This window comes from Venatorbacter sp. C2-1, assembly GCF_022832715.1.
GTDB classification, from domain to species: Bacteria; Pseudomonadota; Gammaproteobacteria; order Pseudomonadales; family Oceanobacteraceae; genus Venatoribacter; species Venatoribacter alkanivorans.
Map to the genome: position 1 here is coordinate 875,950 of NZ_CP094879.1, position 19,834 is coordinate 895,783.

The window sequence follows — 19,834 nt, forward strand, 5'->3', positions numbered from 1 at the left end:
AGCATACCGGCGTTATTTAATTATCAGCGCTGATAACCCGGTCGCGGCCACCGGCTTTGGCGGCGTAGAGATTCTGATCGGCCTGGCGCAGCAGCTGTGCGGTATTGTCGGCGTTGGTGCTGCTGCTGATTCCTATGCTGATGCTGAGGGTATTGTCAGCGCTGATCCGGATAGTGCGTGCCTGCTGGCGCAGACGCTCACACAGTACTGCTGCCTGTTCTGGCGTGCAGTTGTTCAGCAACAGCATAAATTCTTCGCCGCCCCAGCGGACAAGCAGATCCTGGGGGCGGATATGCTTAGTCAGTAAATCGGTCAGCTCAATTAATATCTGGTCGCCGCGTTCGTGGCCGTACTGATCATTGATACGCTTGAAATAATCCACATCGATCAGAGCCAGACTCAGCGGAGTTCTCTGCTGCAGAGCGTTCTCCATTGCCTTATGCAGTTGTATATCACCATGGCGGCGGTTGCTGATTCCGGTAAGCACATCGGTATTGGCCTGTAAGGCCAGCTGCTGGCTGAGTTCGGTCAGCTGCTGATTCTGGCGGTTAAGCGTATTGGTGCGTTGCGATACCCGTTGCTCAAGTGTCAGACGCAGGCTTTGCCATTGCTGCTCGGCATGCTGACGGCGACGAATATTCAGGCTCAGCACTAAAATAATCAGCGACAGAAAAACGATAATGCTCAGGCTGACACCGATCAGCACGGCATGGGCAGCGAGAAAACTTTGTGGCCGGAAATGCAGCTCGGTTCCGCTGGGCAGGTTGCTCAGCGGAATATTAAAACGCAGGCGCTGGCGCTCATCTAACTGTGGCGTAAAGCGGGTTTTTGGTAATACGGGAATATCAGCGGCAGGAACTCCACTCAGAATCTTGCGCACTATCTGTGCGGCCATTTCCGCCTGACTGCTGGCGTTGTGCATCATGCCACCGGCGCTGCCCTGACCCATCATCAGGTCGCCCCACATGCCGAAGATCGGTACCGGTGTTTTTGCGCTCAGCACAGGTAAATGTTTGGCGTAAGAAAAATATTCGCCATTACGGTCGTTATGAATGGCAAGAAACAACACCGCGCTGTTGGCTGGCATATTACTCAGGAACTGTTCCAGTTCGGTGAAGGTAAAATCGTCGTAAACAGATAATTTTATATCGTGAAAGCGCTGACTGCGGATCAGCTGGCGGGCTTCGTTTCCCATCAGGGCGCCCAGTCCGGAGCGGTCGGCAATTAACAGAATTTCGCGGGTGGCTGGCAACAGCGTGCGGATAAATTCGATATTTTCTTCAATCGCCATACCTTCCAGTACTCCGGTATGTTGCGGATGGCGGCTGAGGTCGTGGCCTTGGGGAACATTAATCCCTAAAAATACCAGTGGCGTATTCTTCAGCCAGGGCAGTTCAGCATTGAGCACCAGATTCAGTGCCGCATCGTCGCTGACTACCACCACATCCGGCGGTTGTTCTGCATATTTCAGATCATACAGGCGCAGTAATTCGGCACGGACCTGCGGGTTGTCGCTATAGCGCCGTTCATCCATAAATTCGACATGAATCTGTTCACCGGGCAGCAGCGGCTCAAGATTACTGAGTAGCTTGTCGTTAAGCAGACGGGTCCAGGGAAACTGCAGGTGATACGAGTGGATAATTAATATGTCAGGCTGGGGAAGGAATGTCGCGCGCTGGCTATCGGCCTGTAATACCGGGCTATAAATGATAGTAATAAAAATAACGAATAAAATATGCCTGATCAGCACGGTTGCTCCCGCAAATTATGCAGCCGGATATCCGTGGCTATACAACGGAGATTCCTCATCTCCGAAGTCAGAGCATAGCGTATTTTTCCTTGCCTTTCTGTTGCTCTTTAATCGTACAGCGGAAGCGTGGAGGCTCAGCGCGGAGGGTCGGCCCGGACAGTGGTTGAGCTGTTCAGACGGAACCAACCGGCAATGCTGTAGCGGTCGCGTTTGGCGGGCAGCACTTCGTGTGGGTAGTCTTCGCTGAGAAAGGTGACCAGCGTGCCGAAACGCGGACTGACGCGCAGCAGTTCCTGTTCATGGTTTTCAGCCTGATAGATCACCAGTTCACCGCCATCCTGAACTTCCCAGTTAGGGTTCAGATAGAGCACGGTGGTCAGTACGCGGTTGGCCTGCCCTTTGAATGCATCCATATGCTTTTTGTAAAAATCACCGGGCTGGTAATGGGCAAAATGGCCTTCGTAGCTGAACAGACCCAGATACAAACGGCGGTTCATATAGCGCTGCAGTTCGGCCATATAATCCAGCCACGCGGCTTCGGCCGGATCGTCATTGCTGAGCCAGCGGATTTTGTCGCGACGGACAAACTGGTTGAGCTGATGCTGTTGCTGGCGACCAGTGCCTGCGGCACTGAAATCATCGTGCTGCAGTCTCACCACACGGTTCAGCAGGCCGGAAGACATCAGCAGAGGCAGTGCATCATGGGTGATGGCATAGCCCTGGGTCTGCAGATCGGCGGCAATGCTTTCAAACAGATCATCATGGCTGGCTTCAGCAAACTGCAAGGACGTACTCCGGAGCAAAACACAAAGGGACTGGCGTTTTACCCAAAGCCCGGCGGCAGTAAAAACAAAAAATACAGATCGTTTCGATCCCGTTTATTGCTGGAGATAAGTGCCAGCGGCCGCACCGGGTACGGCCCTGACAGCACAGCGGCTCAGCTGAGCAATGTCCACAGCGCAAGTATGGCAAACAGCAGGCTGGTAGCGTAGCGGGCCAGATGCAGCGGCATACGGCGCATCAGACGTTCGCCATAAATCACCACCGGTACGTTGGCCAGCAGCATTCCGCAGGTCGTACCCAGAGTTACCCAAAGCACCGAGTTAAACTCGGCGGCCAGCAATACGGTGGCTACCTGGGTTTTGTCGCCGATCTCAGCCAGGAAAAACAGCACAGTGGTGGCCAGAAAGGCGCCCCAGGCCTGATGGGTGTCAGTGCTGTCGTCTTCTTTGTCCGGCACCAGCACCCAGATCGCCATGGCAGCAAAGCCGGCGGCCAGCAGCAGGCGGCCGGTACTGCCATTCAGCCATTCGGTCAGGGAATTGCCGAGCCAGGCGCCGAGCCAGGCCGAGGCTGCGTGGTTCAGCAGGGTTGCCAGCAGAATGCCGAGCACAATCGCACTCTTGTTACGGAAACGGGCTGCCAGCAGCAGAGACAACAGCTGGGTTTTATCGCCGATTTCGGCAATGGCAACTGCAACGGAAGAGGTCAGGAAGGCTGAATGAGCGAAGGTGTCGTTCAGAGCCGGCAGGCTAATCAGGGTATCAGTCATGTTTATAGTCCGGGCGGAGATCGTTAACCAAAGACAAACGGCACGATGCCGCCCTGGTCATCCTGCTGTTTGTCTCAGGTCTCATCAAACCATCGTGAGATGGTCGCCGGTGCCATGAGCATGAGGCTCAATTATGTTGACACGGGCGCCGCTGACTTTATGGGTCAGGGCAGATTACTCCCCCAAGAGCGCGGCGATTATAACGGCTTAAGCGGCACACGTCACCCCGTAAGACGTTATGGTGTTCTTTGTCAAAACAACAAAAAAAACTGATCCAGAAGAATAATTTTTTTCAATTTACCACAGCCGGAACTGGTGAAATTATGCCGCCGTTTTCGCCCCGGTGCCTTTGCCGGTAAGGGGCGGGCAGTATCTGAACATCTGAGGTGGGTATGAGTCAGCCACAAGACTACGAAGATTTTGACGATCTCGACGACCAGCCACAATCCCGCAGCAAGCCCAAAGGACGCAGTGTCGATTACGATAAAAAACGTCGTCGCGCCGAGCGTATTCTGGAGCAGGCACGTCTGCGCGATTTGCTGGGCTTCGATATCGATTATCAGGACTGAGCGCGCAACGCGCCGATTTCCTTCCTCCGGGGTGTAACTTCTCTTGCACCCCTTTTTCTAACCGTGCTTTCATCGGCTTTTCAATCTGTAGCAGCTCTGCGGGGTATCCATGAGCGACCGTACCGCCTTTCTCGATATTTTAAAAAGTCTGCTGCGCAGCCCTTCGGTGGTCGGCGCTGAGCATTCCTTTTTCCGCGTATTGCAGCGCGAACTGGAAGAGCGCGGGGCGCAGGTAACCTGGTACGAAGGCGTGCTGGTCGCGCAGGGCAAAGATCCGATGAGCCTGATGTTTTCGGCCCACATCGACCGTCACGGTCTGGTCTGTACCGGCCCGAACGAATTTCAGTACGCGGCCTTTGTCTCCGGCGGCCGTTCCGACCTGCTGGGTAACTCGGTGTCGGAAGAACTGATGAAAATGATCGTCGACCGTTTCGGCGATGTCGGCGTGTTTGCTTATGAACCCTGGTCCGGTGCTTACCGTGGGCGTGGCAAAATCGAGCGTACCTATATCTGTCCGCACCGTAATAACCTGATTTTTGAGCTGTCCGGTATGGAACATCTGGTGGCGGGTACGCCGGTGGCTTTCCGTGATCAGCTGCGTATCGAAAATGGCCGTTATCTGGGCCAGCTCGATAACGTACTGACCGCCGCCATGCTGGTGTATTTATTTGAACTGGGTTTTCAGGGCACCGCCTTTTTTACCGCTCAGGAAGAAGCCGGACGCAGCTGGCGTTACCTGCTCGAATGGTTCCGCCGTTTTGGTGGCTCCACCAACCAGCTGGTGGTGGTGGATACCAGCCCGTATCCGGATGTACCGGCGGCTAACGAGCAGTTGCTGGTGTTACGTCATTGCGATGCCAACGCTTCCTTTAATACGGAGTTAACCAACCGGCTGGCGGAAAAATGTAAAAAACTGGGCATCCGTTACAGTTTTAAAGATGACTATATCCGCCGTCAGAACGAAGAAAATGCCCGTCAGGGTATTGCTGCCAAATCCATGGGCAGTACCGAAATGGGCCGTATTATTGCGGCCTCTAATGGTCTGGTGGATGGCACCACGCTGCAGATTCCGACCACGGGTTACCACACCATGGACGAAAGTGCGGGCGTTGAAGCCTGTGATGCATTTTTACGTGTACTCTGTGCCATGGCTGGTCTGCGCTACCCGTTCTGGACCTATGATCCGATGGCCTGAGGCCATTAGCCGGTAATGGATTGATGAACGAACCTGTTGAGCTGCAGTTGTTAAGCGATTTACCACCCCCGGCGGATGATTCCATCAGCGGGCCGGGTGGCGCTTATGCATTTTTTTATGCCACAGCCACGGCAGCCGATCCGCATATTCTGGTGTATGAGCGGGCACGGGATTTTTTATCGGCCCCCAGAGCCTTTGTTGTGCTGGCGCTGATCTCTGCTGATACCGATGCAGTGGAGCTGAACAGTGTGCTGGAATACGACGGCATTGATTACGATACCGAAGGCAATATGCTGCAGCATGGCTGTTTTCAGTTAATTAATTCCGGCGCAGGTTTGGGTCAGGATCAGTGCCATTTTTTACTCAGCGTTCCCGGCCGTCGCTGTGAAGTTCTGTGCCGTGAATATCAGCTTAAAGCCACGCTGTATCATTGTCAGAGTGCCAGTCAGGCGCTGCGTCTGTTTCTGCATCAGGCAGAATAACCTACTCGCCAGCAGTATTTCAGCCGCTTTTCCGTAATCCTATTCTGCTTTGTCAGATGATTATTTGTGCCTTATTACCGTGCGCGGTAAAAAATATCAGCATCATGCTGGTGCTTTTATTCGTAGGTATTTCCGCTTTATTTTTTCCTTTGCTTTCTAATTGTGCAGTTGCTCACGAATTTGCGCTGATGTGAGGCGTATCACTAGCAATGGCATCATGTTTGCTAAAGCCCAGTGACGTTCATTAATCAGTTAATAGGAAATACCATCGTGCGTTCAATACTGTTGTTCTCTGCTGCCGTTCTGGCCCTGCTGTTCGCGCGGGGTGTCTTTGCGGAGCCCGAGTTTATTGAGCCTGAACCACTGGCAGCGCGTATTAATACGGCAGTGGGCCCGGTAAAGAATACTCAGCCACTGCGGGTGCCGATGATTACCTGGGGCGGCGATATGATCAGTATTCTGGCCAATGGTATGAATACCCGCACTCAGCCTGGCAGTGCCATGGCCAAGGCCGGATTGAATTACGAATTTGTCTTGCAGGATAACTTTGATAAACAGCTGCAGGATTATTTATCCGGCGCTTCCCCTTATCTGCGCTGTACCATTGGTATGTGCAACCAGGCGCTGGATCTGATTAATAAAGATCCGCGTACCCGCCCGGTGGTGATTTACCAGCTCACCTGGTCGCGCGGTGGTGACACCCTGGTTGCTAAAAACGGCATAGTCCGCGTTGGTGAATTAAAAGGAAAAACCATCGCTATTCAGGCTTATGGTCCCCATGTGGATTTTATGACCACGTTGCTGACCCAGGCCGGCCTGAAGATGAGCGATGTGAATCTGAAATGGATGCCGGATCTTACGTTATCGCCCAACTCACCACCGGAAGCACTGAAGCTGCCGGAAATCGATGCCTCATTTATGATTATTTCCGACGCTTACGGGCTGACCTCCGGCCGGCGGGTCGGTACCGGCAGTAACGGTTCGATTACCGGTGCCCGGATGATTATTTCGACTATGTTTGCACGCCGGATTATTGCCGATGTTTATGTGGTGCGTGCCGATTATTTTGAAAAAAATAAAGCTGAGGTGCAGAGTTTTGTACAAACGCTGATGAGCGCTTCAGCTCAGCTGCAGGAGCTGATGCGCGATCTGTCCAATCCACAGAAACTGCAATTACTGGAAGCCTCGGCAGATATTTTACTGGGTGATAAAAACGCCCAGCCGGATATTGAAAACCTGTATTACGACGCGCAGTTTGTCGATAAGCAGGGCAATGTTGATTTCTTCAGTAATCCGCAATTTCCACATCGTTTGGAAGTACTGAATGACCGGGTTCAGGATGCGTTTAATGCGATGGGGTTGATTAAAACCAGAGCGCCGATGGCGAAAGCTGACTGGGATTATTCATTGCTGTCGGAGTAAAGGCCCCCGGGGCAGAGAACAAAAAAAACGAGCCATTAGGCTCGTTTTTTGTTTTCAGCCAATTTATTACCCGGCTTCATCAATAAGCAGAGTGCGTTCCGGTTTCGCCACCGCTTTCAGAATATGGTAACCAAAGGCGGTTCTGACCGGACCGACGTAAGGAGATTCGCTGTCATGCTCATTCAGGGCGCGCAGCAGTTCGGTGGGTAATTGGTCGCTGTCGTGATAACCGGCAAAGCCCTGATGATGTGCTGAGGGGCAGGCGGAATATTCTTCGGCCAGTTCACTGAAGTCGGCACCAATATTCAGTTCCTGTAAAACATCGGCAGCCAGCAACGGGCTTTTCAGCAGAATATGGTGCAGGGCGAGGGTGGTCATAGCATCTCCGGAATCAACTGTCTGCGGATAAGCTTAGTTCAGCTCAGGCGTTCCTGCGCGCTGGTTTTGGTCGGTGTGCAGGGTCAGCATTTGTCCGGAGATAACGGAGCACAGGCAGAAGGCGGTAAACCAGTAAAAACCGGGTAACAGTTCGGCCGATAATTCGGCGGTGGCTTTGGCGGTAAAAAAAGCCACCAGAATAGCGACCACAAATACATCGGCCATCGACCATTTACCCAGCATGCCGACCAGGCGCCAGCGCAGTACTGAAGGCAGCAGCCAGGTGCTGATGATCAGCGCCAGTTTCAGCAGCGGAATAATCACACTGAAGCTGACAATAAGAATGGCAACCGGGGTGTAACCCAGCTCATGCAATTTGAGAACGGTCTGCCAGATTGAGCGGGTTTCGTGAAACAGCTGGGCCTTAAGGCCAAACATGCTGACCTGAGCGCTCAGGGTCATAATGGGTTCAGTAACCCCGGGCCAGAGTAAGGCGTAACTGCAGAGAGCGAAGAACAGGCCGCAACGCTGCAGAAGGGGGGCCTCTGACCAGCGTTGCACAAGCAGACGGATCATTTACGATCCGGCAGGGTAACGTTCAGCTCCAGCACCGATGTGGTGCCCTGCTGTTCGAGATGAACCGATACGTCGTCTTCACCGATGGCGACATATTTGCGGATAACCGCGAGAATTTCCTGCTGCAACTGTGGCAGATATTCGGGGCCGTTATTACGCAGGCGATCGTGGGCAACCAGAATCTGTAAACGCTCTTTGGCGACACTGGCGCTGCTTTTCTGCTCCTTGCGGAAGTAATCCATTAAACTCATATCAACCTCCGAATACGCGCTTCAGGAAGCCTTTTTTCTGCTTCTCAAGAAAACGATGCGGACGGTCTTCGCCCAGATAACGGGCTACAGCGTCATCGTAGGCCTGACCAGCGTCACTTTCGGCGTCATGCACAACGGGTACACCCTGATTCGAGGCTTTTAATACCGCTTCCGATTCCGGGATAACACCCAGCAGCGGGATGGCAAGAATTTCTTCAACATCCTGCACCGACAGCATTTCACCGCGTTCTACGCGTTCCGGGTTATAGCGGGTCAGCAGCAGATGTTCTTTAACGCTTTTGCCCTGTTCGGCGAGGCGTGATTTGCTCTGCAGAATGCCGATGATGCGGTCAGAGTCGCGTACGGAAGAGACTTCCGGGTTGGTGACGATGATGGCTTCCTCGGCGTAATACAGCGCCATATGTGCGCCGTGCTCAATACCGGCCGGGGAATCGCAGACGATGTAGTCAAAATCGGCGCTGAGTTCATTCAGCACTTTTTCCACACCTTCGGGATTCAGTGCGTCTTTATCACGGGTTTGTGAGGCCGGCAGGACAAACAGGTTCGGCAGACGCTTGTCTTTGATCAGTGCCTGTTTCAGGGATGCTTCACCCTGCACGACGTTAACGAAATCGTAGACCACACGGCGTTCACAGCCCATGACCAGATCCAGATTGCGCAGGCCAACATCGAAGTCGATGACGACGGTTTTATGGCCTTTCATGGCCAGAGCGGTGGAGAAGGCTGCACTGGTGGTGGTTTTACCGACTCCGCCTTTACCGGAGGTGACAACGATGATCTTTGCCAAAGCCGTATTTCCCTGAAAATTCAATGTGTGGCGCAGTATTTATCAAACGCTGGTGATGTTCAAGGTGCCATCCTGCAGGCTGACCGCGACCGGCTGCTGGCGTTGCTCCTGCTGTTCTTCAAACAGACGGTACTGACCGGCAATAGCAACCAGTTCCGGATCGAACTGCTGACAGGCAATAATGGCCGACTCATCGCCTTTTACCCCCGCCAGAGCTCGTCCGCGCAGGGTGCCGTAGATATGAATATCGCCGGTTGCCAGTACCTCAGCGCCGGCGCTGACCATGCCAAAAATGATCAGGTCGCCGTCGTTATACAGCTGCTGACCGGAGCGGATATTACCGGTATGAATTTTGACCGCACGTGCAGGCGGCGGTGTTTCATTGCCTGAATCTGTGGCCGCTGTGTCCTGCTGGCGGGCTGCAGCGCGGCTGGTTCCTTTACCAAGATCGGCCAGATGCAATGCTTCTGCCTGAGCCTGCCACTCATTGCCGGCATTGCGTACAGCAACGGGCAGCAGACCACAATCACGGCAGAGCTGTTGTAAATCCGCCAGCGTCAGCAGGTTGGGATCTAATGAGGATAAATCCAGCACACAGGGCAGATGACGGAACAATGCCGGCGCTTCGGCCTGTTTTTTCTCCAGCTGGGCGCGGATATCGGCAAGATCATTGCTGCTGAAATGCAATGTGGTCAGCGGCACCAGACCGGCTTTGAGACTGACGGCACTGTCCATATCAGGCCTGCGCTTTAGCAGTCAGCGGGAACAGCTCGAAGCTGATATCGCCTAAACCGTCGCGCAGTACACGGCGCAGGTTATGGTGATTATCGACATCCGGCGTGGCCAGCACGTCACGGTAATGTTCACCAAAGCAGCGCAGAGCCTGCTCTTTGCTCAGTTGCAGCAACTGGGCAAGGGCAAACACCTTGCAGCTGCCCTGGTTTTGTTCGGCGCTGTTTTGTACGCCACCGTTGTTGAACGCGCTTGGGGTGAAATCAAACCACTGCCCGATAAATGCCAGAGTGCTGGCAAACAGATGATCATTGCTGTCGAGTGCGGCAATAAAGTCGGCTTGCGCCTGAGAAAAATCGTTCACGCGGGAATTCCCTGTAAATAGGCGGCAAGGATAATGCTCTGTACGATTTCTGAGCGACTCGCCGGGCGGTTAATGACAGGTTGCCAAGGCTAACACCAGTACCGGGTTATGTCATGGCGATTGATTATTATACTGGTTGAATATACAGTAATTTAAACCTTGTACCAGATTGGCTGGTCATCGCTGTTTATCAAACCCGGAGTGATACGATGCCTTACAGCGTTCAGAGTTCACAGGCTTCCGCCGTGTCAGCGGAAGTGCCGGCTGTGGCAGAAACGGAATCTGCCGCTGTTACTCAGCGGAAAGTGATCCATATCGACTGCGACTGTTTTTTTGCCGCAGTTGAGATGCGCGAAAATCCGGCATTACGTGAGCTGCCCATTGCCATTGGCGGCGAATCTGACCGCCGTGGGGTGATCGCCACCTGCAATTATCCGGCGCGGGCTTTTGGCGTACGCTCGGCGATGGCAACGGCGCAGGCGAAAAAACTCTGTCCACAGCTGCTGTTGCTGCCAGGACGTATGGCGCTGTACCGCGAAGTATCAAAACAGCTGATGGTGATTCTGCAGGAATATGCCTTGCAGCTGGAGCAGGTATCGGTCGACGAAGCTTATCTGGAAATTGCCAGCCACCTGAATGCCACCGAGGTCGCGCGGGAAATCCGTGAGCGGGTACGTAACGAACTCGGTATTACCGTCTCCGCCGGTATCGCGCCGAATAAATTCCTCGCCAAAATTGCCTCCGACTGGAACAAGCCGGATGGACAATGGGCGGTAAAACCGCATCAGGTCGATGAGTTTGTCGCGGCGTTGCCGGTCGGGAAAATCCCCGGTATTGGCCCGGCGATGGAGAAAAAACTCGCGCTCTACAAACTGCAGACATGCGCCGATATCCGCCGCTGGGAGCTGACCGAGCTGGTGCGTACCTTCGGCCGTATGGGCGCGGTGCTGTATGAACGCTCCCGCGGCATTGATCATCGTCTGCTGAATCTGGAGCGGCCACGTAAATCGGTCAGTGTGGAATGCACCTTTGCCACCGATCTGGCCGGTGAAGAACATTGCCTGGCACAGTTGCCGCAATTGCTGGAACGCTGGCATGAACGGGTGGAACGCGCAGGCTGGCCGGCGGCGGCGCTGGCGCCCTTTGTGAAAGTGAAATTTGCCGATTTTACCCAGACAACGTTGGCCGACAGTCACGAGCAGGCATCAGAGCAGGGCTTTGCCCGTTTGCTGAAGCTGGCGCTGCAGCGGGAAAACAAGGCGGTGCGTCTGCTTGGTATTGGCGGACGCACGCCGGAGATAGACCGCAATCAGCTGACGCTGTTCTGATTGGCTGGCCTGATGTGCATGGGGTGTTACATCACCACGCCGGCAAACATCCCCACAGGCCAGATCAGCAGTGACAGATAGCTGATTAAAAGGCCAAGGCAGGCGCCGACCAGAACATCGGTCGGGTAGTGCATGCCGAGAATCACCCGCGACAGAGCAACCAGCAGGGCGAAAGGCACAACCAGCCAGAACAGCGCCGGGAAGAACACGCTGAACAGCACGGCAAAGTTCACCGCGTTCATGGTGTGACCGGATGGAAAACTGTACAGATCCAGTGGTGCGGTGTGGGCGCGGATATCGTCCCAGGAAATAAACGGCCGCTGACGCACCAGGCGGTTTTTCAGCTGGCTGTAAATCGCTACGCAGATCAGTCCGGTCACCGTCATATGGCCAACGGCAGCCAGACCTTCGATACCCTGCAACAGAATCAGCGACAGCGCCAGGCTGTACCAGAACACCCCGTCACCCAGACGGCTGATGCTTTTGAAAAACAGGCGTACTGAAGTGTACTGACCCATGCGGTTAAGGCGCTGACACAATGTCAGTTCGAAGCGGTCTGCTTTGTTAAACAGTAGCGCGGCTTTTGGCTGTATTGTTTTGCTCAGTTCCATGCTGGATTACCTCCGCAGTGGCGCCATTCAGGCGCTGAATAAAATCATCAACAATGCTGTTCCAGCTGATACTGCCTGCATGCAGGCAAGCCTGCTGGCGCAGTCGCCGGAGTAAATTCGGGCTGTCGAGTAAGGTTTCGGCACAGCGGATATAACTCTGATCATCGCCGAAGGGGGCGAGCATGCCGTTCTGACCGTTGTGGATATGTTCATGTGCGGCGGCATAGTCGAAGCTGACCACGGCTAAGCCGCTGGCCATGGCTTCGGTCACCACGTTGCCGAAGGTGTCGGTTTTACTCGGAAACAGAAAAACATCGCCGCTGGCATAGTGGCGGGCAAGGTCTTCACCACGTTGCATACCGCAACAAATCACCGCCGGGTAATGCTCACGTATGCCCGCCAGCGCCGGGCCGTCACCGACCAGCACCAGTTTCACCCGCTCATCGGCAGCCAGCAGGCGGCGGTATGTGGCCAGCGCCAGATCCATATTCTTTTCACCGGCAATGCGGCCGACGTACAGCAGCACCAGATCGTCTTCGCGTACACCCCACTGTTTGCGCAGTTCAGCACTGCGTTTTTGCGGGCTGAATAACTGGCTGTCAACGCCACGGGCCATCACCCGTACATTGTGAAAACCATGGGCATCCAGTTCATCGCGCTGAATGCGGGTCGGCACCAGAGTGCCGTTGGTACGGTTATGGAAGTAGCGCAGGTAACGGTAAGCCAGGCCTTCCAGTGCTCCGAGGCGGTAGTGCTCAATGTACTGGTGAAAATTGGTGTGGAAGCCGCTCAGTACGGTAATGCCACTGGCGCGGGCGGCACTGACCGCAGCCCAACCCATAGGCCCTTCGGTGGCGACATAGATCGCCTGCGGGGCAAAACGGTTGATAGCTTTACGGATGCGGCCAATCAGCGGAAAACCAAAGCGCAGGGCGTTGTAACCGGGAATCGGCAGGCCGGGCAGGGTAATGCTGTGCAGTTTGCCCTGACTGCTGGAGAGATCGTTGCGGTTCTGACGCGGGCGTATCACCTGAACCTCGATACCGCGTGATATTAGCCCCCGAACCAGATGACCGAGCGTATTGGCGACACCGTTGATTTCCGGTGCAAAGGTCTCGGTCACTATGGTCACGCGTTGCAGCGTGGAAGAACTCGCAGTCAAAGTCATAGGTCATCGCTGACAGGTTGAGTGTGACTTTCACTTTGCGGGTGCAGTATGACAGTTATGTTTCAGCCCTGTGACGGTCTGGTGAAGTCCGGGCGCCTGAGGCTGTGACGGGGAAATAAGGGAGAAATGACGGCCAGAAACTCTGGCCGCCGGGGTCAGAGTCCGCGTTCTTCGCGGTAGTAAGACGGCGCGTGCTGGGTCCAGCGGCGGAATGCTTTACGGAAGTTGGATGGGTCGCTGTAGCCAACGAGAGCGGCGATCTCTTCGATCGGCAGGCTGGAATTACGCAGGTACTCAATCGCCATCTCTTTGCGTACTTCATCCAGAATACGCTGATAGGAGGTGCCAACATCCTGCAGGCTGCGGCTCAGGGTGCGGGTTGAGGTTGCCAGATGGCTGGCAACCACATCCACCGGCGGAAAGGTGCCGGGATTACTGAGCAGAATACGGCGTACCTTGGCGACGATGCCTTCTTTCGGTCCCATACGGGCCAGGATCTCTTCGCACTGGCTTTCCGCCATGGCGGCGGTGGCACGGTCGGCCATCGCCAGCGGGGTATCGAGCAGCACGCTGTCGATAATAAATTCGGTGCGTGGCTGATCAAACAGTACAGGGCAGTTAAACAGGTGCTGATATTCGTCGGCATAACCCGGCATCGGATGGTTCAGGTGCACTTCGCGGGCGTCGATCTCTTTACCGGTCAGAAAACGTGCAAGGGTGGCAAAGATAGCAATGAACACATCGCACATCAGGCGATACATATGTTCAAACGGGATATGGGAGGTCAGGCGTACGGCGGTGGTATCGCCCTGATCGACCACTTCAAAAGTAAACGCAGGATCAACCAGTGAGTGATACTTCAGGCCCAGGCGCAACGCACTGCGCAAGTCGGCACAGCTGAGAATGGCGTAGCCGAGCATACCAAACTGATTGATATTGATGGCTTTGCCGAGATCCAGACCCAGCGTTTCTTCAGGATAATCACGCATCAGATTGCCGGCCAATAACAGCATCTGCTGATAGGTCAGACGGGCCGACGGGTCGGATAACTGCTCGGGACTGATGCCGGTGTTCTGCAGCAGGACATCGCTGGTTATCCCTTTTTCTGCGCCGACACGGATCATGGTTGCCGGAATATTTACCGGAACCAGAGGTTCGGTCAGGCTCCAAGTACCTCGGATCATGTGAATACCGTTATTGTTATATTGGGCGATAGGATGACAGGCTTTAGCGTTAAATCAAGAGCTATACGCTGTGTAAAGGGCACGAATGATACTTGTCGTTCGTATAAAAATGCTGAGTTTTTATGGTCGCCGGAGGCAGGTCAGATACATCCGGTCAGTGATTACGGAAAGGAAAATGCTGGCGCGTCAGAAAGCGGCCGAACTCGGTAATCTGCTGAGTTGAGCGATTATTCAGCAGATTCAGCAGAATGCGGTTGATCTTGCGGTTGTTCTTTCGTGCAACCAAAAAGACCAGATCACTGCGCCGCCATTCAAATTCGGCCAGTACCACAGGCAGGTCTGCACGGCTGAGCAGATCATGCATAATGTAGGCGCTGTCACGTTGCATCAACAGCAGCCAGTAATCGTTGCGCAGACGATCCAGCACCTTGGTATTCAGGCTTTCCACGTTGATCAGCGCCGGAATGGATGCGTCCCGCTGCTTTTGCTGAGCGTACAGCAGGGTAGCTGCAAACAGGCGCGGCTCCTCTTTATTCACCCAGTAATAACGGCCATCCCACTCGCGGTAGACCACCCGGTGAGGTTTGGCTGCATCGGGAAACACCGTATGCAGCGCCTGCTCAAAATCGTCCGCGCTTTCAAGCATGATGTCTGCGCAATTATGTTCTGCATAGGCATGCAGGTTGGGCCAGTCCTGTTCCTGATGACTGAATTCCACACCCTCAATTGCCGTGATTGATAGCGGCCGTTTATATTCTTTTTCGATCAGCAGTTTTTCCATTAGATCAATCAATGGCTGCCAGTCTTTGCCGGAGGCTTGCAGTGATTCATGCAGAGATTTAACCACAGCCTGCAGACTGAGCCAGCGGTGGCTGAGGAAACTGTTGGGGTTGATGGTTCCCAGTGGGGGCAAAGACAGTTCTTTCGCCGCCTGGCCGGCGTACCAGACAGGGAACAGACGCTGAATAAGATTGTTGAAAAAGCTTTCAATATCCAGAGCGGGTGGTGTTGGCTTTCCGGAATTATCCATGGGTCAGTGTAAGTACGTCTATGCTGAATGAAATGAAGGCCTGTCAACACTCATTAAGCAGGCACTATTACAAGTAAAGCATGAATGGGAGATATGGCTATGTCCGCCGAACCCTCTGCACCATCGCCTCTGCAGGTTCTGGCCCGGGTAAACCGTGCTCTGGAAGATGCGGGACTGAGCGATAACCGCGCTCAGCGGGAGCCCCTGCCGCTGTTCACTGAATTATTAAATGACTGGTTCGTGTGTCAGGACCTGAACGAGCAGCAGATGGAATGGAGCATCGCCCTGCCGCTGTTGCTGCAGACTATGACTGCTCTGGAGTTGTCGGAATCTATCCGCAGCGTGTTTGAAGAAACCCTGCAGTTATGCCGGGCGCACGGTACGCTTAGCGTCTGGACACGGCGCGAGCTGGAAAGCCGCTTCCGTTCGTTGCAGGCTGATATTGAGAAAGAAAACCAGCGCCTGCAGATTCCGGCCGGTTATTGAGGCCGTATGGTTGCTGTTCCGCTGAAGTGTTTCTGCCGGCCTTGATTGCGTATAATCGCCGCTTTTTGCGGAGGCCTTATGTCTGTTATTTATCTTGCTGTTGGCAGTGTAACGGGTACGGCGCTGATTGTTGCCAAAGCGGTACAGCAGCAACTGGAGCAAGCCGGTCACCGGGTTGTGTTAGACGATAAGCCCAGCGTCAGTGCATTAAACGCCAGCCAGTGCGATGCTGTATTAATCTGCACATCGACTACCGGGCGTGGTGATTTACCGGCCGCTATCGCCCCTTTCTATGTTGAACTCGAAGAACAATTCCCACTGCAGAATGGTAAGCCGTTTGGGGTGATCAGCCTTGGTGACAGCTCTTACGATGCCACTTTCTGTGGGGCCGGCGCCTTATTCGAAGAGCGCTTCTTTGAACTGCAGGGCAGTGCACCGGTACCTCGGGTCACCATCGATGCTACCGAAACCGTTACTCCGGATGAGGACGCCCTGTTCTGGCTGAACGAGTGGATGGAAAAAGCCCTCTGACAGCAAGGCTGGCAGAAGGCTGAATGTTGGTCAGAAACGCACCACCAGTTTCAGCTGAGTCTGGTGGTTGTGATATTCAGTACCTTCCGGCGGACGGGTATCCCAGCGGCTCTGCCATTGCCACTTCAGATCGGTATGAGTGCCCAGAGGTAAAGTGACTGCCAGCTGCCATAAGGCGCGCTGGTCTGAAGGCTCATCGACAGATGGCTGAAAATACAGTGTGCTCTGCAGCTTGCTGTAGGCCAGTTTCCACTGAATATGGGTGTACAGGCTCAGGCGTGTGAGCTGGCTGCTGTTATCTTCGTTGAGTACCCGTTCCCGTACTTCCTCATGAAACAAACCAATGCCCTGATACAGGCGGGTCTGCTCATCAAACGCATGCTGGTAACGCATTCCGGCACCGATCAGGGCCCGGTGTGCCAGGGCGGCAAAGGGATCACGTTCGTATTGGGCATAAAACTCTTCAGACCAGGTGTCACGACGGTTCAGCACCAGACGGCTGTGGATAAAGGTGTCATCGTCGGTGCGTTCACCGTTGCTGGATTCGTAGCTGCGGTTGCCCCAGGTGAAAAAGCGCTTGTTATCATCCTGCCAGTTGCCGTTCAGGCCCAGATTCCACTTCCGTTTTTCGTTGTTGCCGGATTCCGCATCAAAGCCGATCTCCGCTTTGCCGGACCAGCCCAGCTGATCGTCGCCGGCGCGCTTTTCTTCAACGTTGGTAATCGCCTGGGCGGTGAAACTGAGCAGGCTGAAAGCAGCGAGCAGCGGAAAGCGCATGTCGGACTCCTGAAATAAAAAAGTCGGACATTATAGGGAAGGCAGGGCAGAACTGCATGTTATGTCTGCCGCAGGAGGCGTAATTACTGCGGCAGACGGGCGGAAGCCAGATTCTGAATCAGGGTATGCAGACGGTTGATCTGCTGGCGCTCAGAGTAGGCCGTGCCGCGCTCACCAAACTGCTGGCGGGCTTCATCGAGAATGGCCACCGTATCCAGTTCGGCACTGTCATCCAGTTCAGCCCGGGCAGTATTGATCAGGGCAAAGGCGTTGAGGTCGCGCCCGGCGATCAGGCCGTACTGTTGCAGGCGGTTCTGAAATTCACCGACTTCTCCGGCAGGCAGGGAGCGCACATCGAAATCGCTGGCTACAGCGCTGACCATTAACGCGCGTTGCGAAGGAGAATATGGGTGGGCTCCGGCGGTGCTTTCTGCATTGCCAGTATTGGCAGCAGATACGGCTGCGGTAGCTCCGATCTGTCCGCCCGCGACGCTGTCTGCCGGATTGTGATCCGGAATCAGGGGCGACTGTTGTTGCAGGTAGCTGGTAAGGGCGTTAAGCATAAATCATATTCTCCGGCGTTAAGCGGAGAATGCAGAAGCTGTGCCACTACTGAAGAGGCGCTGAGCAAACAGCAGTCCCGCCAGGAGTGGCGGGACTTACGGAGCGGTTAGCGGGTTCTCAGAAGTGGTAAGTAGCGCTCAAGACAGGCCCGAAAGCGGCAACCTGCCAGTAAGGTGCGTCAGACTTTGCCGTTGCTGCCTCAAGGTTGCCATTGCGGTACTGTTCGCGCGCTGCCGTCATTGTCTGCGGCGAGGTGTAAATTTTCACTTCGGAGGCGATCATGCCAGTGGCGAAGGTCATCCAGCCATCAGCCGGACGTTTGTCGTCGTAGGCAACGGCAAGTCCGGCAAGGCCATTTACCAGGCCGGCCAGAAAATGATTCAGCAGGCTTTGTTCATAGATTTCACGCTCGGCAGCGGTGTTAAGCCATTGCTCGGCCTGTGCCAGCTTCACCTGCCGGGCCGTATTATCCGTTTCTGGCATGGCTTTCAGGTCCTCAGCAAAGCGATGGGTCTGCATCGGATTAAGCAACATATCGGCAGCACCGAGGAAGCTGGTCGTAAAGCCTACAGCACGGTCATATTTGTTGTGCTCGCCGTCGGTTTGCGTATAGGCAATGCCGTTCAGGGCGGTTACACCGGCAAATAATCCAAACCAGCCATCCTGCCACAGGCGGGAATGGCTGGCGCTGTTATCAAACTGTTGCTGCAGAAAGGCGAGTTTAGCCTGCTCATCTGCCTGGACTGCGGTGCAGCTCAGTAGCGAGAGAAGTGTCAGGGTCTGCAAAGAGGTTTGCCGAAGGTTGAGGCTGCTGAGCATACTTGGGTCCTGAAATTATTATTATTGTGCTTATAAAACCCAAATTTTGTACCAAAGTACAGTTTTGAGTGGGACAAATCCTGCCACTCTAAAGTATGAAATATGCTCAAGTGGTACCTTGGTGCTTATATTTGCCATTTTTCTTTCGTCGGACAATCCGCATAATAATGGCTATATCTGTGAAACATTCGGAGAGACGAACATGGCATTGGTTGCTGAAACAGCAATAAATAAAAGCAAGCCCTTACAATATCAGGGGCGAAAAGCCAGCCGGGCCAAGAGCGAGCAGCGTCGTCGGATTATTCTGGAAGCAGCATTACGTATTGTAATCAGTGAGGGGGTTCGTGGGATCCGTCATCGCGCTGTTGCGAAAGAAGCCGGCGTTCCTCTGGCGGCGACCACTTATTACTTTAAGGATATTCAGGAACTGATTATCGACACCTTCACCCTGTATACGGAGAAGGCGTTGGAAGTGGTTAACGAATTCACTCACCAGTTTTATCAGCCGATGGCCAGTATGGCTGGCACAGATATCAGCAGTCCGGAAGGCCAGAAGGCGCTGGTGGACTTTATGGTGGAACAGCTCACGGTGTATATGCATGAGCAGATTATCGGTCAGCGCGATATGTTGATTGCCGAGCAGGCATTCCGTTATGAAGCCATCGTTAATGAAAGTATCCGCAAACTGGCACAGATGCATCGTAAAGCGCTGTTTGAGAAAGCGGCAGAATTTTTCCGCAATGTAGCCAACTCAGATGCGCCGGAAGCTGATGCTGAAATTTTGCTGGGCTTATTCCATTCGCTGGAGTACAGCGCTTTGCTGAAAAATGAAGAAGAGCCGGATCTGGCAGAAGTGTCAGCCACCCTGCGCCGTCACCTGTCTCTGTTGCTGCCGAGGTTACTGGCAGTCTGAGGTTCTGCGCTTTGTCCTGAGGCCGGGCAAAGCGCTTTCAGAGTGCGAAGTGGTAGCCGGCCTGAGCCAGCAGCATGCGCATCAGGCGCATTTCTGTGGTGCTGAAGGTGCGGACATTACTGCAGTGCTCGCACAGAATACCGTGTTTGCTTTTCAGCGTTTCGATACTGATGTCGGTGTCCTGCTGGCAGTGGTCACAGTTTATCGGGATCATCACTTTGGCAGACAAAATTGTGCTGACATCTCCGTAGCTGACCTCTGCTTGTTTCACAGGCAGCGCTTGACTCATAGGGTTCCCCTGTTCATTCAAACCGTTTGTCTTAACAACTGTTCTTCAGATTAGC

General features: G+C 54.1%; 25 protein-coding genes. 8 read left to right on the forward strand and 17 right to left on the reverse strand.

Features of this window, described 5'->3' with window-relative positions; translation table 11 throughout:
* Positions 1-16: 16 nt before the first annotated feature.
* From MT343_RS03870 to MT343_RS03880, 3 genes are all read right to left on the reverse strand, one after another.
* A complete protein-coding gene (locus MT343_RS03870; RefSeq protein ID WP_145469788.1) occupies positions 17-1,750 on the reverse strand; it encodes an ABC transporter substrate binding protein in 1,734 nt (577 codons plus the stop codon).
* A 134-nt stretch (positions 1,751-1,884) separates the two neighbouring features.
* Positions 1,885-2,535: a 2OG-Fe(II) oxygenase gene (locus MT343_RS03875; protein WP_230332677.1), complete on the reverse strand. Its 651-nt coding sequence runs from the start codon at positions 2,533-2,535 to the stop codon at positions 1,885-1,887.
* Between the two features lie 152 nt (positions 2,536-2,687).
* Positions 2,688-3,302, reverse strand: coding sequence for a TMEM165/GDT1 family protein (locus tag MT343_RS03880; protein ID WP_145469787.1), 615 nt, complete (start codon positions 3,300-3,302; stop codon positions 2,688-2,690).
* Between the two features lie 392 nt (positions 3,303-3,694).
* Here MT343_RS03880 and MT343_RS03885 point away from each other — a divergent pair, with 392 nt between their 5' ends.
* From MT343_RS03885 to MT343_RS03900, 4 genes are all read left to right on the forward strand, one after another.
* Entirely contained in the window at positions 3,695-3,871 is a 177-nt protein-coding gene (locus MT343_RS03885) for a PA3496 family putative envelope integrity protein (RefSeq protein ID WP_186435965.1), read from the forward strand.
* A gap of 109 nt (positions 3,872-3,980) precedes the next feature.
* Positions 3,981-5,066, forward strand: a complete 1,086-nt coding sequence (locus tag MT343_RS03890) for a peptidase M42 (RefSeq protein WP_145469786.1) — start codon at positions 3,981-3,983, stop codon at positions 5,064-5,066.
* Positions 5,067-5,089: 23 nt separating this feature from the next.
* Positions 5,090-5,548: a hypothetical protein gene (locus tag MT343_RS03895; RefSeq protein ID WP_145469785.1), complete on the forward strand. Its 459-nt coding sequence runs from the start codon at positions 5,090-5,092 to the stop codon at positions 5,546-5,548.
* Between the two features lie 270 nt (positions 5,549-5,818).
* Positions 5,819-6,970 carry an ABC transporter substrate-binding protein gene (locus tag MT343_RS03900; protein ID WP_145469784.1) on the forward strand — a complete coding sequence of 384 codons (1,152 nt, stop codon included), beginning with the start codon at positions 5,819-5,821 and terminating at the stop codon, positions 6,968-6,970.
* A 66-nt stretch (positions 6,971-7,036) separates the two neighbouring features.
* Here MT343_RS03900 and MT343_RS03905 read toward each other — a convergent pair whose 3' ends face one another.
* Genes MT343_RS03905 through MT343_RS03930 form a run of 6 tightly spaced genes read right to left on the reverse strand, consistent with a single transcriptional unit; the run spans position 7,037 to position 10,079 of the window.
* Positions 7,037-7,348, reverse strand: coding sequence for a peptidylprolyl isomerase (locus MT343_RS03905; RefSeq protein WP_145469783.1), 312 nt, complete (start codon positions 7,346-7,348; stop codon positions 7,037-7,039).
* A 33-nt stretch (positions 7,349-7,381) separates the two neighbouring features.
* Positions 7,382-7,924, reverse strand: coding sequence for a paraquat-inducible protein A (locus MT343_RS03910; RefSeq protein ID WP_145469782.1), 543 nt, complete (start codon positions 7,922-7,924; stop codon positions 7,382-7,384).
* Entirely contained in the window at positions 7,921-8,175 is a 255-nt protein-coding gene (gene minE, locus MT343_RS03915) for a cell division topological specificity factor MinE (RefSeq protein ID WP_145469781.1), read from the reverse strand. Before minE ends, MT343_RS03910 begins: the two co-directional genes overlap by 4 nt.
* Before the next feature lies 1 nt (position 8,176).
* Complete coding sequence (minD, locus tag MT343_RS03920; protein ID WP_145469780.1) at positions 8,177-8,983, reverse strand: septum site-determining protein MinD; 807 nt, start codon at positions 8,981-8,983, stop codon at positions 8,177-8,179.
* A 42-nt stretch (positions 8,984-9,025) separates the two neighbouring features.
* Positions 9,026-9,718, reverse strand: coding sequence for a septum site-determining protein MinC (minC, locus tag MT343_RS03925; RefSeq protein ID WP_145469779.1), 693 nt, complete (start codon positions 9,716-9,718; stop codon positions 9,026-9,028).
* A gap of 1 nt (position 9,719) precedes the next feature.
* A complete protein-coding gene (locus tag MT343_RS03930; RefSeq protein ID WP_145469778.1) occupies positions 9,720-10,079 on the reverse strand; it encodes a HopJ type III effector protein in 360 nt (119 codons plus the stop codon).
* Positions 10,080-10,288: 209 nt separating this feature from the next.
* On the opposite strand from MT343_RS03930, the gene dinB reads away from it, so the two are divergent.
* A complete protein-coding gene (dinB, locus tag MT343_RS03935) occupies positions 10,289-11,407 on the forward strand; it encodes a DNA polymerase IV (protein WP_145469777.1) in 1,119 nt (372 codons plus the stop codon).
* 26 nt (positions 11,408-11,433) lie between these two features.
* Here dinB and MT343_RS03940 read toward each other — a convergent pair whose 3' ends face one another.
* From MT343_RS03940 to MT343_RS03955, 4 genes are all read right to left on the reverse strand, one after another.
* On the reverse strand, positions 11,434-12,018 hold the full coding sequence (locus MT343_RS03940; protein ID WP_145469776.1) for a phosphatase PAP2 family protein: 585 nt from the start codon (positions 12,016-12,018) through the stop codon (positions 11,434-11,436).
* A complete protein-coding gene (locus tag MT343_RS03945; protein WP_145469775.1) occupies positions 11,972-13,186 on the reverse strand; it encodes a glycosyltransferase family 4 protein in 1,215 nt (404 codons plus the stop codon). Before MT343_RS03945 ends, MT343_RS03940 begins: the two co-directional genes overlap by 47 nt.
* 155 nt (positions 13,187-13,341) lie before the next feature.
* Positions 13,342-14,370 (reverse strand): AraC family transcriptional regulator, encoded by a 1,029-nt coding sequence (locus MT343_RS03950; protein ID WP_145469774.1) that lies wholly within the window; start codon positions 14,368-14,370, stop codon positions 13,342-13,344.
* 154 nt (positions 14,371-14,524) lie between these two features.
* Positions 14,525-15,400 carry a DUF6685 family protein gene (locus MT343_RS03955; RefSeq protein WP_145469773.1) on the reverse strand — a complete coding sequence of 292 codons (876 nt, stop codon included), beginning with the start codon at positions 15,398-15,400 and terminating at the stop codon, positions 14,525-14,527.
* A 93-nt stretch (positions 15,401-15,493) separates the two neighbouring features.
* Between MT343_RS03955 and MT343_RS03960 the strand changes: the two genes are divergently transcribed.
* Complete coding sequence (locus MT343_RS03960) at positions 15,494-15,886, forward strand: hypothetical protein (RefSeq protein WP_145469772.1); 393 nt, start codon at positions 15,494-15,496, stop codon at positions 15,884-15,886.
* A gap of 78 nt (positions 15,887-15,964) precedes the next feature.
* On the forward strand, positions 15,965-16,417 hold the full coding sequence (locus MT343_RS03965; RefSeq protein ID WP_145469771.1) for a flavodoxin domain-containing protein: 453 nt from the start codon (positions 15,965-15,967) through the stop codon (positions 16,415-16,417).
* 30 nt (positions 16,418-16,447) lie between these two features.
* Here the strand turns inward: MT343_RS03965 and MT343_RS03970 are convergent, their stop codons facing one another.
* The 3 genes from MT343_RS03970 to MT343_RS03980 form a co-directional block, all read right to left on the reverse strand.
* On the reverse strand, positions 16,448-17,194 hold the full coding sequence (locus MT343_RS03970; RefSeq protein ID WP_145469770.1) for a DUF481 domain-containing protein: 747 nt from the start codon (positions 17,192-17,194) through the stop codon (positions 16,448-16,450).
* Positions 17,195-17,277: 83 nt separating this feature from the next.
* The gene (locus MT343_RS03975) at positions 17,278-17,757 is read right to left on the reverse strand and encodes a hypothetical protein (RefSeq protein ID WP_145469769.1); all 480 of its coding nucleotides are present in this window, start codon (positions 17,755-17,757) and stop codon (positions 17,278-17,280) included.
* Positions 17,758-17,875: 118 nt separating this feature from the next.
* Positions 17,876-18,577, reverse strand: coding sequence for a hypothetical protein (locus MT343_RS03980; protein ID WP_145469768.1), 702 nt, complete (start codon positions 18,575-18,577; stop codon positions 17,876-17,878).
* Between the two features lie 202 nt (positions 18,578-18,779).
* Between MT343_RS03980 and MT343_RS03985 the strand changes: the two genes are divergently transcribed.
* The gene (locus tag MT343_RS03985; RefSeq protein ID WP_145469767.1) at positions 18,780-19,490 is read left to right on the forward strand and encodes a TetR/AcrR family transcriptional regulator; all 711 of its coding nucleotides are present in this window, start codon (positions 18,780-18,782) and stop codon (positions 19,488-19,490) included.
* 37 nt (positions 19,491-19,527) lie between these two features.
* Here MT343_RS03985 and MT343_RS03990 read toward each other — a convergent pair whose 3' ends face one another.
* Positions 19,528-19,779, reverse strand: coding sequence for a hypothetical protein (locus tag MT343_RS03990; protein WP_145469766.1), 252 nt, complete (start codon positions 19,777-19,779; stop codon positions 19,528-19,530).
* Between the last annotated feature and the right edge of the window lie 55 nt (positions 19,780-19,834).